Below are 15,263 nucleotides of genomic sequence, written 5' to 3'. Positions count from 1 at the left end.
GGTAAAGCTGCATGATTTATCGGAAACTTGCCCAATGTTTTAAAAGGAGAGGTGGAACATAATGACACAACAGGCGATGGACCAAACCTGGTTCGATCAATTACAAGAAAACATGGTGGAGTGGCGTAGACATTTACATAAGAATCCCGAAATTTCTTTTCAGGAAAGCAAAACTGCCGCTTTTGTAGCGGACAAGCTAGAGAACTGGGGGTTAGATGTTCGCCGACAGGTAGGGGGACATGGTGTTGTAGGTACCATTCGTGGTGCCAAACCTGGACCTGTGGTTATGTTGCGCGCCGATATGGACGCTCTTCCTATTCAGGATGAAAAGGAATGTGAATATCGCTCCAGCGTGGATGGGGCTATGCATGCTTGCGGACATGATGGACATACGTCTGTTTTGCTTGGGACAGCATACTATTACAGTCTGAACCGCGATGAGTTGGAAGGAGAAATCCGGTTTTTGTTCCAGCCTGCGGAGGAATTGTTGCCTGGAGGTGCGGTCAATGTCATCAAAGATGGTGTACTGGAAGGTGTGGATGTCATTTATGGCATCCATTTATGGACACCATTCTCGGTCGGGACCGCTGCGAGTTGTGCAGGGCCGTTGATGGCGGCGGCCGACGATTTTTATATTGAAATTGCAGGTAAGGGTGGGCATGGTGGTATGCCCCAGTCCACTAATGATAGTGTGGTGGCAGGTTCAGCTCTTGTTATGCAACTACAAAGTATCGTAAGCCGTTCAATCGACCCGTTAAAGCCTGCTGTGTTGACGGTGGGAACGATCCAAGGGGGCTCAGCGCAAAATGTAATTGCGGAAACCTGTCGCTTGAGTGGAACCATTCGTACGTTTGATGAGCAGACCCGGACGGTCATGAAGGAGCGACTGCATAAGGTAACTGAGCTTACAGCAGCAACATACGGGACATCAGCAAAGATTCGTTACATTATGGGATACCCGCCAGTTGTTAATGATACGCAAGAAGCATCTCGCTTTTTTAAGGAAGCAAAGCTTGTGTTCGGCGAGGGGAATGTACAGGAAGCGCCAAAGTTGATGCCTGCCGAAGATTTTGCGTATTATTTGGAACGTGTGCCAGGTTGTTTTATGTTCGTAGGGGCGGGTAATCCGGCCAAAGGTGCAATTTATCCGCACCACCATCCAAAATTTGATTTTGATGAGGCTGCCATGATTAATGCGGTTCGTTTATTTATTGCCATGTCTACCGGATACGCAGCGGAACGAAAAGCAGGGGCAATTAACGGCTAATATGAGTTGAATTGGGAACGGGTCAACCCGGAGTATGAGGTGAATGAAATGGGGTAACCTACTCTTGAAAAGGAGGGAGTACCCATGAAAAAGGTTCAGGAAGTTATGACTAAAAAATGTGTAACGGTGACCCCACAAGACAATATTTATGAGGTTGCAGTCAAAATGAAGGACAATGATACTGGTTTTATCCCAGTTGTGGAAAGAGAAGGCAGTGACAAGTTGATCGGTGTTATAACGGACCGTGATCTTGTCGTTCGTGGTTATGCGGACAAGCATTCCGGTTCCAGCTCAGTTGATGCGGTAATGACGACAGGTATTCGTACAGCTAGTGTGGACATGTCGGTGGACCAGGCAGCTGAACTGATGGCAGAGCAGCAAATCCGTCGTTTGCCCGTGACAGAAGGAGATCGTCTGATCGGGATTGTTTCGATCGGGGATTTGGCGGTTCGTAATATTTTTGCAGATAACGCTGGAGAGGCGCTTAGCCATATTTCCGAGCAGGTTCACTAAAAGGATAATATAGTAGGCACCAGTTTGGGACGGTCTCTATCCCGAGCTTCTGATCAGGAGTTCAACCCGAGTGTGGGTTGGACTCCTTGCTATTCCGGTTGATATCCGAATAAACGGATAAGCTATTTATTATAGAACTTTTGAGTGTCAGGAGGTAGTCATGAATCCCGATCATCCTTGTATTGTACAACGTGATTTTACCGTTTTGCTGGAAATGGGTTTGCCTGATTCGGAATGGGCTCGTTCACAGTTGCAGATTTATGCGGAGCTGGTAAAAAGTCCGTCCGCTTTTCATACATATCACATCACTCCATTGTCGCTCTGGAACGCAGCCGCTCTCGGGTGGAGTGCTGAGGACATTCAAAATAGTTTGCACGCTATGTCCCGTTGGGATATTCCGCGTGATTTGTTGAAGGATATTGAACAGCTTGTTTCTCGTTATGGGACGTTGACGCTGTCACGGGCGAGTGCAAAAGAAGAACAAACTTACGACACAGATACGATTGACGCGCATCGTGATGAGCAAGAGTCAGACAGAGATACAAAGGCGAGGAAAGCCAACACATACACAATAGGTGATCACTTGATCTTGGCAGTAGAGACTCCAACTTTACTGGATGAGCTATTGAACAAGAAAGAGCTAAAACAGCTTGGTTTGCTTCGCACCAATGAGACAAGCGCATCCGTACCGCCCGAAAATCGTGGTTTGCTCAAGCAGGAATTAACTCGCTTGGGATATCCCGTTGTGGATACGGCAGGTTATCTTGAGGGGAATCTGCTTCGTTTTACCTTGGGGAAGGGACAAACGGAGTTGCAGCTTCGTGATTACCAGGTGAAAGCTGCTGATGCATTTGAAGGCACAGACGGCTTAGGGGGGAGTGGTGTACTAGTGCTCCCATGCGGAGCCGGAAAAACAGTGATCGGTATGGCAGTGATGAATCGACTTCAGTGCGAGGTGCTTATTTTAACTTCTAATACTATTTCTGTGCGGCAATGGATCGAGGAACTGAAGCAAAAGACAAATATTCCTGTCGATTCTATTGGGGAATACAGTGGTCAGAAAAAGGAGGTGCGACCGATAACGGTGGCAACCTACCAGATTTTGACGCATCGGCGCACCAAAGATGGAGAGTTTGAACATATGAAACTGCTGAGTGAGCGGAAGTGGGGACTCATTATATATGATGAGGTACATTTGCTGCCTGCGCCAGTATTTCGAGCCACGGCCGATATTCAGGCTACCCGTCGTTTGGGATTAACAGCTACGTTAGTTCGAGAGGATGGGTGTGAGCGGGATGTGTTCTCTTTAATTGGACCCAAACGGTACGATATGCCGTGGAAGGAACTGGAGCGACAGGGCTGGATTGCACAGGTCGATTGTGTAGAACTGCGTTTGCCCATGACCGCTGACCTTTTGGAGAAAAGTATGCGTGCTGAAGGCAGACAGCAATACCGAATTGCAGCCGAAAATCCGGCTAAGATGGAGGCAGTACGCAGTCTGGTGGAGAAACACAAGGGGATACCAACACTTATTATTGGTCAATATTTAGACCAGTTACGTAAATTGGCTCAGGAGCTGGACGTCCCACTGATTACGGGTTCCATGACTCAGAGCGAGCGGGTGCGTTGGTTCGATGCGTTTCGCAAGGGTAATATTCAAACCTTATTAGTATCCAAGGTAGCAAACTTTGCAGTCGATTTGCCGGATGCAGCAGTAGCGATAGAGGTATCGGGCAGCTTTGGCTCCCGTCAGGAAGAGGCGCAGCGACTTGGCCGCATTTTACGACCAAAGCCAGGCGACAATAAAGCTTATTTTTATGCATTAGTGACGGAGAACAGTAAAGAGATGGATTTTGCAGCACGTCGTCAGCTGTTTCTGATTGAACAGGGCTATGAATATGCGATTCGCAGGTTTGATGGGACGATGGCTGGCAGAAGCCAGGAGGATGAGATTGAAGATGGCGGAAAGAAAAAGGAGGCCTAACCAAGGATGGACGTAATGAGTACGCAAGGCAACTGGAATGAGCTTTCAGCGGATGAGCTGCTGGTGCTTAGACGATGCTTTGTCCGGTATGCGGCACAGCCTATGAAGGAAGAGGAGCCTATGCAGCTTACCCAAGGTGCGTTAAGCGGAGTCGAAACAAAACTGGCACTGCATGGGCTTCGCTCTCGGGGGTGGCTGGAGGCAGTCACCAAATCGTGGGGCGAACGGATTTTATATATTCCGGTTGATCGGCTACCCGCTCTGTACGATATGTTGTTAGAGCAAACTCCAATGAACGGGATACATACAGATCATCCGATAACGGTACATGAAGCAATGACAGGACTGGAGTCAGAGTTACTGCATGTGTTGTCACGTATTGCGATACAGGGCGTTCCTTTGACGGCCAAAGGAACCATACATAAACGGTCATTGCAAAAATTGAATGAACTGACCCCCTTTCGTCCGGAGGACCTGGAGGGACTTGGGTTGCATTATGCGCATGCCGAGCTATATCCAGTACAAACGGTGGTCATGATCGATTTACTACTCAGTTTGGGGCTGTTAGTGAAAGAAACAGTGTCTTTTCGCATTCAGGAGGCGGAACTGGCGACATGGATTCGTTTGTCTGCGGGGCAAATGCGCAAGCATATTTTTGCCACTCTCATGGAAAGGTACGGCAAGGCTGAAGCGCCCATACAGCATTTTCGCTATATGCTGTGTGCCGTCTCGCAGTATGTAGGAACAGACGGATGGATATCTATTCAGTATCTGCTGCAATGGATGCTTCAGGTAGGCTTAATCCCGCAAAATCGTTTAAAGGGAGATGATTCCACAAACAGTACCCTTATAGACATTGTTCCTACAATCGCAAACCTCGATGGGCTTGCGGATGAAACAGTATCTGATTTTAATTTTAATGAACCTTTTATGGAAGATATAAAGGGTTGGTTGAAGGCCCTGACGGCTTTTGGAATGGGGGATTGGGGTCAGACCACATCAGGCGAATTGTGTTTTCGCTGGAATGTCTCTGCGACAGATCTGCTTCGTCCCTATCATGACGAGGATACTTATCAAGAGCAAGGTGCCTTTTATGTGCAGCCTGATTTTGAAATATTGGTACCGCCAGATGTCGCATATGATGTGCGCTGGCAATTGGAATGCTGCTGTCAGCGTGTGACAGGAGACCGGATGGTAGTATATCGGATCACCAGAGAGAGTATTACAGAGGCAATCGAGCTGGGCATGGAGGCCAAGGCGATTCCCGCTCTTTTGGACAAGTACAGTCGGACAGGGGTGCCAGAACATGTACGGCTGGCAGTAGAGCAGTGGTCAGGCGATGTCGGACGAACGGCTTTTGCAACGGTAACACTTCTGCGATGCGGTACTCAGGAGGATGCGGACATGGTTGCGCGTCATCCTGCACTGGAAGGATTACTGGAGCGACTCGGCGACAAAGATTTTATTATCCCGGTACGCTCTGCTGACAAAATACGAAAAGCGCTCGCTGCAATTGGATTAAGTCCGCGTCTTGAGCCAAAAGGTGCGGATGAGCCAGCTCATCATTATCCACTTTTGACGGAGACAGAGAACCTAGAAGCAGGTCGTTCCCTATTTTCGCAAGAGGGAAGAGCTGGTCTGGTTTACACAGGGCGCACGTTGCATTTTTATGAACAAGAGCACACCCTGCCTGATCCGTCTGACTATTTCCCGGAAAGATCTACAGTACCCTCTTCATGGACAAAAGAATGGAGGAGTTACCATACGTCCACTTCCAGGCAGTTGATGGAGCAAGCGATCCGTTGGCAGGCGGCGGTGGGATTGCGTATTAGTGGGAAAGAGGTTAAATGGATACCGGAATCGGTGGTTTCGGGCGATCCCTGGAGTGTCACAGGCTGGTACGCTTCAGGAATGGATGAGGAAACACCTTCTCGTGCGACCTTGCAGCCAAGGGATTGGTCCGATATGAGGTTGTTGGTTCCTTTTACATAGTCGTGTCAGGAAGTGCATGAAACTCCTTCTTCTCAAAAGAAGGATGTGGTATGATAAATGAGTCTACTTTTATTGGGTAGAACTTTATATAAAGTGAGATGACATTCATGAGCGTAGCCGAATTGAACACGGTCAATATGGCAGAAGTGCTTATTAACGCCTATGAATTGGGCGATATGGTCAACCGGTCCTTTGAGGTATCGGATTATTTATATTGGAAGCAGCGTGTGGAATTGAACCCGTCTATTCAGGCGTGTGTACGCAAGCTGGATGCCAAAAAGGAGCTTTTCGCTGAAACGGAGCGTTTTGGGCATTTTCATCCCAACTATCATGAAGCGAAGGACGCAGTGCAGGCCGTTGAACTTGAGCTGGAACAATTTGAGGCTGTTAAGGAGTTCAAGCGAGCCGAAAAGACGCTGGATGATATGCTTCATGCCATGTCTGAAACGATTGCATATTCCGTGTCCGAGACCATTAAGGTGCCGAGCAACGACCCGAATGTGAAAAAGGGCGGATGCGGCAGCGGAGGGAAATGCTCCTGCGGATAGGCCATAGGAATGATACGGAGGGGAGATGAAGCGAATGTTTGCCGAGCGGACAGGGTACATCATTTGGGTAAGCGATATCAAGGCTGCCCGCAATCTGGAGAAATACGGAAATGTCCACTATATTTCAAAGCGTATGCATTATGTAGTTATTTATATGAATGCGGATCGGGCAGAGGACACCGTTAAAAATATTCGCAGACTTTCCTATGTACGTAAGGTTGAGCGCTCTTTCCGAAATGAGATTAGGACGGAGTACAACGACGATAAGGAAAAGATGAAAGAATATGAAATATAAGCTTTGATTGTCTATACATTCAGAATTCTTAATAAAGGTCAGCCTACGGGCTGGCTTTTTTTTGTGAAGCCAGGACTTTTGCATACTAATCTTAATGCTGTTAGACCTAAAAAATCTTTAAAAAACACCCATAAACTTCAATTTTGTAACTTGTAGTCCCGGGTCTGTTGAGGTAACATATGAATATATTGGTAGATATAAAGACCTATCTGGTGGGGAGAGTGATCCCGTGCGTGACAAGGCAATGCAGCGATGGAGTACATACGAACCGTTCTACGTGGAGATGGGCGATAAGAAAGTCGCCGATATCGTGATTACAAATCATGCGAAAACACGTTATTTAGATCGGGTAGAGCAGAAACAGTCCGAGACGAATCATATCGCCGCCTGGCTTTGGGAGTGCCTGAAGCAAAACAGGATGGAGTCCTACTATCATAATGAAGAGGATGTATATTTAATTGATGGTGATCTGGTCGTTGTCGCCGAGTTTGGTGAGTTGCCAGGTGAGATGGACATTGCGGGAAATCCGCTTCATAAGATGATTATCATTACCTTTTTGGGTCGCATGTCAGAGACGATCGAATTAAGGGACTTGAAGTCCTACTATTCCTGGCTGCGCCATTCGCGGCGCATGACACTGATGAAAAGCACTCGTAAGCAAAAATAGACGGTGATTTGGCGGACGGTTCCATTAGAAAGCGTGCTTATTGACACCGTCGAGTTTGTGTAGAAGTATGCAGTTATCAGCTGCATGCTTTTTTTATTTTGCCAGCATATAACTCCCCAATTCGGTAAGTTTACTCGGAAATTATTCGCCAGACGTTTTTCTTGTGATAAAATAAGGAGATCAGAGGGGAGAGGGCTGTCAGTATGAACTTTCATCAGCTGCACATTTTTTATACCGTAGCGGAGCGCGGAAGCTTCTCGGCGGCGGCGCAAGCGTTGCATATGACGCAACCAGCGGTGACGATGCAAATTCAGTCTTTGGAAGATTATTTTGGCACGAAGCTACTGCACCGATCGACTAAAAAAATTGAGCTTTCGGAGGCAGGATCGACATTACTGCCTTTTGCCAAAAGAAGTATGCAACTGATCAGGGAAGCTGACGAAGCGATGTCTGCTTTTACTCACATGCTGGAGGGAAGATTGCATATTGGCGCCAGCCTAACGATTGGTGAGTATATTGTGCCAAGAATGTTGGGGCCGTTTGGTCAGGAATACCCTCACATACGCATGGCAATGAATGTAATGAATACGACTCAAATTATGGATGATATACTAAAACATCAGTTGAATTTAGGGCTGATTGAGGCTCCGGTTCAACACCCGGATATTGTAGTGGAATCTGTGATGCAGGACGAACTGAAGTTGATTGTTCCTTCGGGACATGTGCTGGCCAAGGCCAAAAAAGTAGTTTTAGAAGATGTATTCAAGCACCCTTTTGTAGCCAGAGAAAAAGGTTCTGGTACACGACAAGTTATAGAAGACGGACTGAAAAGTCGTGGTGCGGATGCTTCTCGACTTGATATCGTAATGGAAATGGGCAGCACTGGAGCGGTTAAATCAGCGGTAGAGGCAGGACTGGGGATTACTATGCTGTCACCTTCTTCAGTCAAACATGAGGTTGCGCTCGGGTTATTGAAAATTGTAAATATTTCAGATATTACCTTCAAACGAGAATTTTACGCAATTCATTTGAAATCAGCGTTGTTGCCGATCCCGGTAGTCACTTTTCTGTCTTACTTGCGTCGTCATGATCAGGGAATGGACGTATTTGAGGAATCGCTGGACAAGCATGCAGAGATGAAAGAGGAGGAGAATTTGTGAAATGAAGGAACGGATGAATTTACAACGATATGATTTACATACACACACCCAAGCATCTGACGGTATGCAATCACCTGCTGATAATGTGCGCTGGGCGAAGGAAAAAGGGCTGGCCGGTGTGGCTATTACAGATCATGATACGGTGGCCGGTTTGGAGGAAGCCTTGGAGGAGGGAAGACGCCTTGGAATGACTGTGGTGCCGGGTGTGGAAATCAGTACACGTGCTGGCGGCAAAGATATTCATATATTAGGTTATTTTATGGACTACCGTAATAAAATGTTTTTGGAGCGGTTGGAAAAGCTGAGACAGGCGCGGGATACCCGTAATGATTTGATTTTGAGCCGATTGCGTAGCTTGGGCGTGGAAATCACGCTAGATGAGGTGGTGGCTACAATGGGCAGACCACTAGCGCCAGATGAAAGCATTGGACGTCCGCATATGGCAGATACCCTGGTTCAAAAAGGGTACGCGAAGGACATGCGGGATGCGTTTGACCGTTACTTGGCAGAAGGTGCACCCGGATACGTATCTGTACCTCGTGTAGAGCCTGTGGAGGCTATAAGCTGGATTCGTGAAGCAAGAGGGGTGCCTGTAGTGGCTCACCCTGGCTTGTATGGAAATGATGAACTGGTACGCTCCATTATAGAGGCAGCGAAGCCTGTAGGGTTGGAGGTGCGCCATTCAGATCATGATGCTGAGGCTGAGAGCCGATACACTGCAATGGCGCTGCATTACCGGCTTATCGCAACGGGTGGCTCGGATTTTCACGGTGCACGCCAAGGTGTGATTTTCCACGGTGATTTGGGTAGCCGTAGTGTGGATGGTCAGGTTGTTGAGGAATTGAGAAAGGCTGCGGTTGGACAAAAGTAAATGAAAAGCCCCTTGCCTACCGCATGGAACACAAGAAGTGTACCGTGCAAAGGGCAAAGGGGCTTTTTTTTGGATTCCATATACTGGTGGGATCTAGCCGTTTTTGATGCGATTCGGCAGCTTTTTGACCAGTTCCTCATCAGGTGTGATAAAGAGCGTACGCTGATGATCGTAGATGACAAAGCCGGGCTTCGCTCCGCTGGGCTTGCGTACATGCCGAATCAAGGTGGCATCTACAGGTACGCTGCTGGACTGCTTGGCTTGGCTAAAATAGGCAGCCAGTTGAGCTGCTTCCTCCAATGTTGCATCTCCGAATTTCTCGGCACGAATAACGACGTGTGACCCTGGAATATCTTTTGTATGCAACCACGTGTCATTGGGTCCGGCCAGTCGGTTGGTCACATATTCATTCTGCAAGTTATTTTTGCCGACCAGCAGCTCGATGCCTTCGGATGATGTATATACGTGTAAGGTCGGACGGTCATTTTTCTTCTTTTTCTTTCCTTTTTTAACCCGATCTCTAAGATAGCCTTGCTGAACCAGTTCTTCACGTATTTCCTCAATGTCGTTGATAGAGGCATGGGCTAGCTGCTGAAGAAGATTGTCCATATAACGAATTTCTTCGTGTGTTTTTGCTAGTTGTTCGTCAATAACAGCCAGGCTGTTTTTATATTTGTTGTACTTTTTAAAATAACGTTGTGCATTATCTGAAGGGTTGAGTAGCGGGTCCAATGGAATGGTGATTGCACCCTGTTCCTCGTCATAAAAGTTAGTGAGTGTTACTTCTTTGTCCCCCTTTTTTACCTCATGCAGTGAAGCGAACAGCAGCTCTCCGTAAATCCGAAATTGATCGGCATCTTCCGCTTCGGTCAAATCCTGATGAAGATGATCGAGTTTTTTTACGTTTTTGCTCCGCTCGTTTTGCAGAAAGCGCAGGAGGTCGCTAACCTTTTGCTTAACCGTGTCCCTTTCTGCTTTTTCACCGAAAAAGTCCTCCATACACTCGCTGATGGTAGCGTATTCCTTACGTTCTCCTTGGATCAACGTCAGTGGGATGGCTGAAAATATTACTTTATCTTGTGCGTTCAGTCCAGATACCGGCTGAAAATGATGATTCCGCACGTCATCCATGATGTCACTGAATGCCCTCCACAGTCGACGATCCTTGTCACCAGAAGCTTCTTCATTAGATGCTCGGATTAGTATCTCTTCAGCAATGAGGGGACTAAGTCCGGTAAAAGTGTTCACGATCCAGCGTTTGGGAGCTTCTTCCGCCTCAATGGCTGCTTGATACGAGGAAAAGAAGGCTGCTTCTTCGACTTCTAGTGGATCTAGCTTGTTTTGTTCAGGAGGCTCTGTGTATTGAAAGCCTGGCATAACGACCCGATAGCTGCTGATAGAGGGTGTGACATGATGAATGCCATCCAGCATCACACCTGTTTCCGGGTCAAGCAAAATAATGTTGCTATGTCTACCCATTACTTCAATAATAATGCGCTTAAATGAAATATCCCCCAGCTCATCACGCTGACGTATATCCATATGAATTATGCGCTCCATGCCCACCTGCGTAATGTTCTCAATAATGCCTCCTTCGCAATGTTTGCGAAGAAGCATACAAAACATGGGAGCTTCTGTCGGATTGAGAAAACTTTGCTCTGTAAAATGTACGCGCGGAAATGTCGGATTAGCCGACAGCAACAGTTTTACACTCCCACCTTGTGCCCGCAGGTTCAGCACGATATCGCGTTCGTTTGGCTGATGTATTTTATTAATGCGCCCGCCCCGGATGGCTTGCAATTCGTGTACGATAGCGCGGGTTACAATTCCGTCCAATGCCATAATGTATGTTCTCCTTTGAAGCAAATGTATTTTCGCCTTCCTTCTATGATACATAACTTTGGGACAAAACTTAAGCGGCTTTGTGATATTTCGAGTCCTGTCCGAATAGATTGAATCAAGAAAGTCTGTCCAGCATATCAGCAATCGTGGCACAAAAATATAATAACGGGCAGCCATCCTACGCACAACCGACGGAAACGGACTATCTGACCGGGAGGGAATTGGGGAGAATGGAACAAGCACACTGGCACCAATTAAGCAATGAACAGCTTTCAACTAGTCTGGAAGTCGACCCGAAGCAGGGTCTTTCGGAGGAACAGATTGCGGAACGAAGAGAAAGGACGGGATGGAATGAGCTGAGCGAGGGGAAGCGTGTTTCGGCAATTTTGCTGCTGCTCAACCAGTTCAAGGATTTTATGATGCTTGTATTGATGGGTGCGACCCTGATATCTGGACTGCTCGGCGAGTATTTGGACGCGGTTACCATTATTGCTATCGTTGTGCTAAATGGAATTCTGGGCTTTGTACAGGAATTTAGAGCTGAACGTTCCTTGCGAGCTTTAAGACAGCTTTCTGCTCCAACCGCCAAGGTGCTGCGAGGCGGCCAACGAATACAGGTTCAGGCCAGAGAGCTGGTGCCGGGCGATATCGTGCTGCTGGAAAGTGGTGATCGTATCCCCGCAGATGTAAGGTGGTTGAGTACCAACGGCTGTGATGTGGAGGAGTCTGCTCTGACAGGTGAATCGGTTCCGGTGAGTAAGCATTGCCGCCCTATTCATGCCGCCGAAGTACCTCTTGGGGACCAAAAGAACATTGGTTTTATGGGCACCATGATGACCAGAGGCACCGCACAAGGCGTGGTCATTCGCACTGGCATGAGTACCGAAATGGGGAAGATCGCAGATTTGATCGAAAATACGGAGTCGCAGGAGACACCGTTGCAGCACAGACTGGAACAATTGGGCAAAATTTTGATTATCGTGGCGTTAGCGCTAACCGTGCTCGTAGTCGTAGCGGGCATTTTGCATGGTCAGCCAGCCATGAACATGTTTTTGGCCGGCGTAAGCTTGGCTGTGGCAGCTATACCAGAAGGATTGCCTGCGATCGTAACCATTGCACTTGCTTTGGGTGTACAGCGTATGATCAAACGCAAGGCCATTGTGCGCAAGCTGCCTTCTGTTGAGACGCTCGGCTGTGCGTCTGTCATTTGCTCTGACAAAACGGGCACACTGACCCAAAATAAAATGACAGTCACCAAGCTGTGGCTGGATGGTCGTTTCTGGGGAGTTACCGGGGAAGGTTATGATCCACACGGTCATATTATGGACAGGGATCTTCCGGCCGACCTAAAAAACGGACAATCCTTGCGTAGATTGCTGCAAGCCAGTGTACTTTGTAATAATGCGGAGATTGTTCAAGCCGATATAGATGAGCTGCGTTCGAAAAAGAAAACCAAAGAGCCTACGCCTTCCGCTGTTTGGGAGCTAAAAGGTGATCCGACGGAAGGAGCGCTGGTCACGTTAGCTGCCAAAGGCGGAGTCACGCGACAAGGGCTATATGAACTGTACACACGAGAGCGAGAATTCCCTTTTGACTCGGACCGGAAGCGGATGTCGGTACTCGTACGCCACCAGGGAGGACACATTGTATTTGCCAAAGGAGCGCCAGACGTGCTACTGGGCCAGTGCTCTTACATTTTATGGGAAGGGAATGTCGTTCCATTAACGGGTACGCTGCGCCAAAAGGTATTAGCAGCCAACGAAGGTATGGCATCGGAAGCGCTGCGTGTACTTGGCGTCGCTTACCGTGATATTCGCTCGCATGAGCGTGTTTCTACGGTTGAGGAGGCTGAAACACAGCTGATTTTTATCGGCCTGACCGGCATGATTGATCCGCCGCGCCGCGAGGTTCGCGAGGCCATTGGCAAGTGCCGTCGTGCTGGCATTCGTACCGTGATGATTACGGGCGATCACGGTACAACTGCGGAGGCCATTGCACAGCAGCTAGGCATCCTCCAACGCGGCTCACATGTGTTGACGGGACAGCAACTGTCTCTCATGGATGATACGGCGTTGGATAACGTTGTGGATACCGTCTCTGTGTACGCGCGGGTGTCGCCGGAACACAAGCTGAGAATCGTCAAGTCGCTGCAAAGACGCGGACACGTCGTAGCTATGACCGGAGATGGCGTCAATGACGCACCTGCGATCAAGGCATCGGATATCGGTATTGCCATGGGCATTACAGGAACAGACGTGACCAAAGAAGCAGCTGCACTTGTACTGAGTGACGATAATTTCTCCACGATTGTAGCGGCGATTGAGGAAGGGCGAAATATTTACGAGAATATCCGTAAATTCATTCGTTATCTACTCGCCTCCAATGTTGGCGAAATTTTGACGATGTTCTTTGCCATGATGGCTGGACTGCCGCTACCTTTGCTACCCATTCAGATTTTGTGGGTAAATCTGGTGACAGACGGTCTGCCGGCGATGGCTCTCGGTGTGGATCAGCCGGAAAAGGATCTTATGGAGCATAAGCCTCGCGGCGCAAAGGAAAATATTTTTGCCCGTCGACTGGGCTGGAAAATTATTAGTCGCGGTCTGTTGATCGGCTTATGTACACTTGCGGCCTTCTGGTTGACATTACGGATTGCTCCGAATGATGCAGGACAATTGATCAAAGCACAGTCGGTTGCATTTGCTACGTTAGTGCTGGCGCAGTTAATTCATGTATTTGATTGCCGCAGTTCCCGTTCCGTTTTCCATCGTAATCCGTTTCAAAATAGTTATCTCGTGCTTGCCGTACTGTCCTCCATTGTGCTGATGCTGGTTGTCATGTATGTGCCTGTGCTGCAGCCTATTTTCAAAACGGTACCCCTTGGTTTACGCGAATGGGCACTATCTATTGTCGCAGCTGGAATTCCAACGTTCCTGATGGGAGCGGGAAGTGTATGGGGCGGTCGACGTAACCGGCGTCACGGCGGAAATACACGATTTTCAGCGGGACGGACAAAGTTTTCAGCCTAGAATTCGAGTCATGCATATCGCATTGCTTTCCCGCTTTTGCCCTGTATGATATTATGGGATCAAAGCTTCAAGAGGAGCATGAGATCAGCAGCAACGGCGGGGGGAAGCTATGGAATTCACTAAAATGAATGGTCTGGGTAATGATTTTATCGTTTGGTACGGGCATCAGGAATTGCCGTCTGACGCCTCGGAATTAGCTGTTCGGCTATGTGATCGACATTTTGGTATTGGCGCCGATGGATTGGTATATATATTGCCGTCTGAAAAAGCAGATTTTCGCATGCGCATCATTAACTCGGACGGCTCGGAGGCCGAGCAATGCGGTAATGCTATTCGTTGTGCTGCCAAATACGTGTATGACCGTAAGCATATCAACCGTGAACAGATTACGATCGAGACGCTGGGTGCAGGTGTGCAGCAGGTTGAACTGACTGTGGAAAACGGAACTGTACGAATGGTGAAGGTAGATATGGGAGAGCCGATTCTGGAAGGATTGAAAATTCCAACTACACTCGATTTGACTAACGTAATTGATGAGCCCATTGAAGCTGGAGGAAGTGGTTTTCGCTTTACGGCTGTATCTATGGGCAATCCGCACTGTGTCATTTATGTTGAGGATGCGCCTAGCTTTGATCTGGAGGCCTGGGGGCCGAAGCTGGAGTGTCATCCATTGTTCCCTAAAAAAACAAATGTTGAGTTCGCCACGGTACGAAGTCGGAAGCATATAGATATGAGGGTATGGGAGAGGGGAGCTGGACCTACGCTAGCCTGTGGAACCGGAGCCTGTGCTACGCTTGTTGCTTCTGTACTAAATGGATACAGCGACCGCCGCGCCATGGTAAGCCTAAAGGGCGGCGATCTGGATATTGAATGGAGCGAGGATGATAATCACATTTATATGACAGGTCCGGCTGAGATTGTGTTCGAAGGTCGTTTGTTCTGAATGATGTGAACGATAAGAATAGCGCGCAACTGGCTAAGAATCACATAGAAGTGAGAGTGAAGAAGACCGTAGTAGGTCTTCTTTTTTATTCTTTTATGCCGCTGTTTAATAGGAATATGGTGAACAAAGAGATATTCTGTCTTTTTTTGACG

The 15,263-nt window shown here is 48.0% G+C and carries 12 protein-coding genes; 11 read left to right on the top strand and 1 reads right to left on the bottom strand.

The window, feature by feature from the left end; genetic code table 11:
* Positions 1-61 precede the first annotated feature (61 nt).
* The 9 genes from ACN6NF_RS15305 to ACN6NF_RS15265 all read left to right on the top strand — a co-directional run bounded on the left by ACN6NF_RS15305 (position 62) and on the right by ACN6NF_RS15265 (position 9,297).
* Positions 62-1,267: a M20 family metallopeptidase gene (locus tag ACN6NF_RS15305; protein WP_474318449.1), complete on the top strand. Its 1,206-nt coding sequence runs from the start codon at positions 62-64 to the stop codon at positions 1,265-1,267.
* Between the two features lie 84 nt (positions 1,268-1,351).
* Positions 1,352-1,780 (top strand): CBS domain-containing protein, encoded by a 429-nt coding sequence (locus ACN6NF_RS15300; protein ID WP_474318448.1) that lies wholly within the window; start codon positions 1,352-1,354, stop codon positions 1,778-1,780.
* Between the two features lie 160 nt (positions 1,781-1,940).
* Positions 1,941-3,764: a DNA repair helicase XPB gene (locus tag ACN6NF_RS15295; protein ID WP_474318447.1), complete on the top strand. Its 1,824-nt coding sequence runs from the start codon at positions 1,941-1,943 to the stop codon at positions 3,762-3,764.
* A gap of 6 nt (positions 3,765-3,770) precedes the next feature.
* Positions 3,771-5,756, top strand: coding sequence for a helicase-associated domain-containing protein (locus tag ACN6NF_RS15290; RefSeq protein WP_474318446.1), 1,986 nt, complete (start codon positions 3,771-3,773; stop codon positions 5,754-5,756).
* Between the two features lie 107 nt (positions 5,757-5,863).
* The gene (locus tag ACN6NF_RS15285; RefSeq protein WP_474318445.1) at positions 5,864-6,304 is read left to right on the top strand and encodes a YlbF/YmcA family competence regulator; all 441 of its coding nucleotides are present in this window, start codon (positions 5,864-5,866) and stop codon (positions 6,302-6,304) included.
* Positions 6,305-6,338: 34 nt separating this feature from the next.
* Positions 6,339-6,599: a YlbG family protein gene (locus ACN6NF_RS15280; RefSeq protein WP_017427798.1), complete on the top strand. Its 261-nt coding sequence runs from the start codon at positions 6,339-6,341 to the stop codon at positions 6,597-6,599.
* Positions 6,600-6,828: 229 nt separating this feature from the next.
* Complete coding sequence (locus ACN6NF_RS15275) at positions 6,829-7,266, top strand: hypothetical protein (protein WP_013371860.1); 438 nt, start codon at positions 6,829-6,831, stop codon at positions 7,264-7,266.
* Between the two features lie 203 nt (positions 7,267-7,469).
* Positions 7,470-8,426 (top strand): selenium metabolism-associated LysR family transcriptional regulator, encoded by a 957-nt coding sequence (locus ACN6NF_RS15270; protein WP_474318444.1) that lies wholly within the window; start codon positions 7,470-7,472, stop codon positions 8,424-8,426.
* 1 nt (position 8,427) lies between these two features.
* On the top strand, positions 8,428-9,297 hold the full coding sequence (locus tag ACN6NF_RS15265; RefSeq protein ID WP_474318443.1) for a PHP domain-containing protein: 870 nt from the start codon (positions 8,428-8,430) through the stop codon (positions 9,295-9,297).
* Between the two features lie 93 nt (positions 9,298-9,390).
* On the opposite strand, the gene ACN6NF_RS15260 is transcribed toward ACN6NF_RS15265, so the two are convergent.
* A complete protein-coding gene (locus ACN6NF_RS15260) occupies positions 9,391-11,139 on the bottom strand; it encodes an Rqc2 family fibronectin-binding protein (protein ID WP_474318442.1) in 1,749 nt (582 codons plus the stop codon).
* Between the two features lie 230 nt (positions 11,140-11,369).
* On the opposite strand from ACN6NF_RS15260, the gene ACN6NF_RS15255 reads away from it, so the two are divergent.
* Positions 11,370-14,168, top strand: a complete 2,799-nt coding sequence (locus tag ACN6NF_RS15255; protein WP_474319066.1) for a calcium-translocating P-type ATPase, SERCA-type — start codon at positions 11,370-11,372, stop codon at positions 14,166-14,168.
* Between the two features lie 109 nt (positions 14,169-14,277).
* Entirely contained in the window at positions 14,278-15,111 is an 834-nt protein-coding gene (dapF, locus tag ACN6NF_RS15250) for a diaminopimelate epimerase (protein ID WP_016822359.1), read from the top strand.
* Positions 15,112-15,263: the final 152 nt, after the last annotated feature.

Source organism: Paenibacillus sp. TSM33 (genome assembly GCF_056099025.1).
Note: the sequence above shows the minus strand (reverse complement) of the source record. Positions and strands in the feature narration are given on the sequence as shown.

What these genes read in the sequence shown, in the direction of transcription:
- ACN6NF_RS15305 (WP_474318449.1), top strand. Translation starts at nt 62, where the DNA reads ATGACACAACAGGCGATGGACCAAACCTGGTTCGATCAATTACAAGAA.
- ACN6NF_RS15300 (WP_474318448.1), top strand. Translation starts at nt 1,352, where the DNA reads ATGAAAAAGGTTCAGGAAGTTATGACTAAAAAATGTGTAACGGTGACC.
- ACN6NF_RS15295 (WP_474318447.1), top strand. Translation starts at nt 1,941, where the DNA reads ATGAATCCCGATCATCCTTGTATTGTACAACGTGATTTTACCGTTTTG.
- ACN6NF_RS15290 (WP_474318446.1), top strand. Translation starts at nt 3,771, where the DNA reads ATGGACGTAATGAGTACGCAAGGCAACTGGAATGAGCTTTCAGCGGAT.
- ACN6NF_RS15285 (WP_474318445.1), top strand. Translation starts at nt 5,864, where the DNA reads ATGAGCGTAGCCGAATTGAACACGGTCAATATGGCAGAAGTGCTTATT.
- ACN6NF_RS15280 (WP_017427798.1), top strand. Translation starts at nt 6,339, where the DNA reads ATGTTTGCCGAGCGGACAGGGTACATCATTTGGGTAAGCGATATCAAG.
- ACN6NF_RS15270 (WP_474318444.1), top strand. Translation starts at nt 7,470, where the DNA reads ATGAACTTTCATCAGCTGCACATTTTTTATACCGTAGCGGAGCGCGGA.
- ACN6NF_RS15265 (WP_474318443.1), top strand. Translation starts at nt 8,428, where the DNA reads ATGAAGGAACGGATGAATTTACAACGATATGATTTACATACACACACC.
- ACN6NF_RS15260 (WP_474318442.1), bottom strand. Translation starts at nt 11,139, where the DNA reads ATGGCATTGGACGGAATTGTAACCCGCGCTATCGTACACGAATTGCAA.
- ACN6NF_RS15255 (WP_474319066.1), top strand. Translation starts at nt 11,370, where the DNA reads ATGGAACAAGCACACTGGCACCAATTAAGCAATGAACAGCTTTCAACT.
- dapF (WP_016822359.1), top strand. Translation starts at nt 14,278, where the DNA reads ATGGAATTCACTAAAATGAATGGTCTGGGTAATGATTTTATCGTTTGG.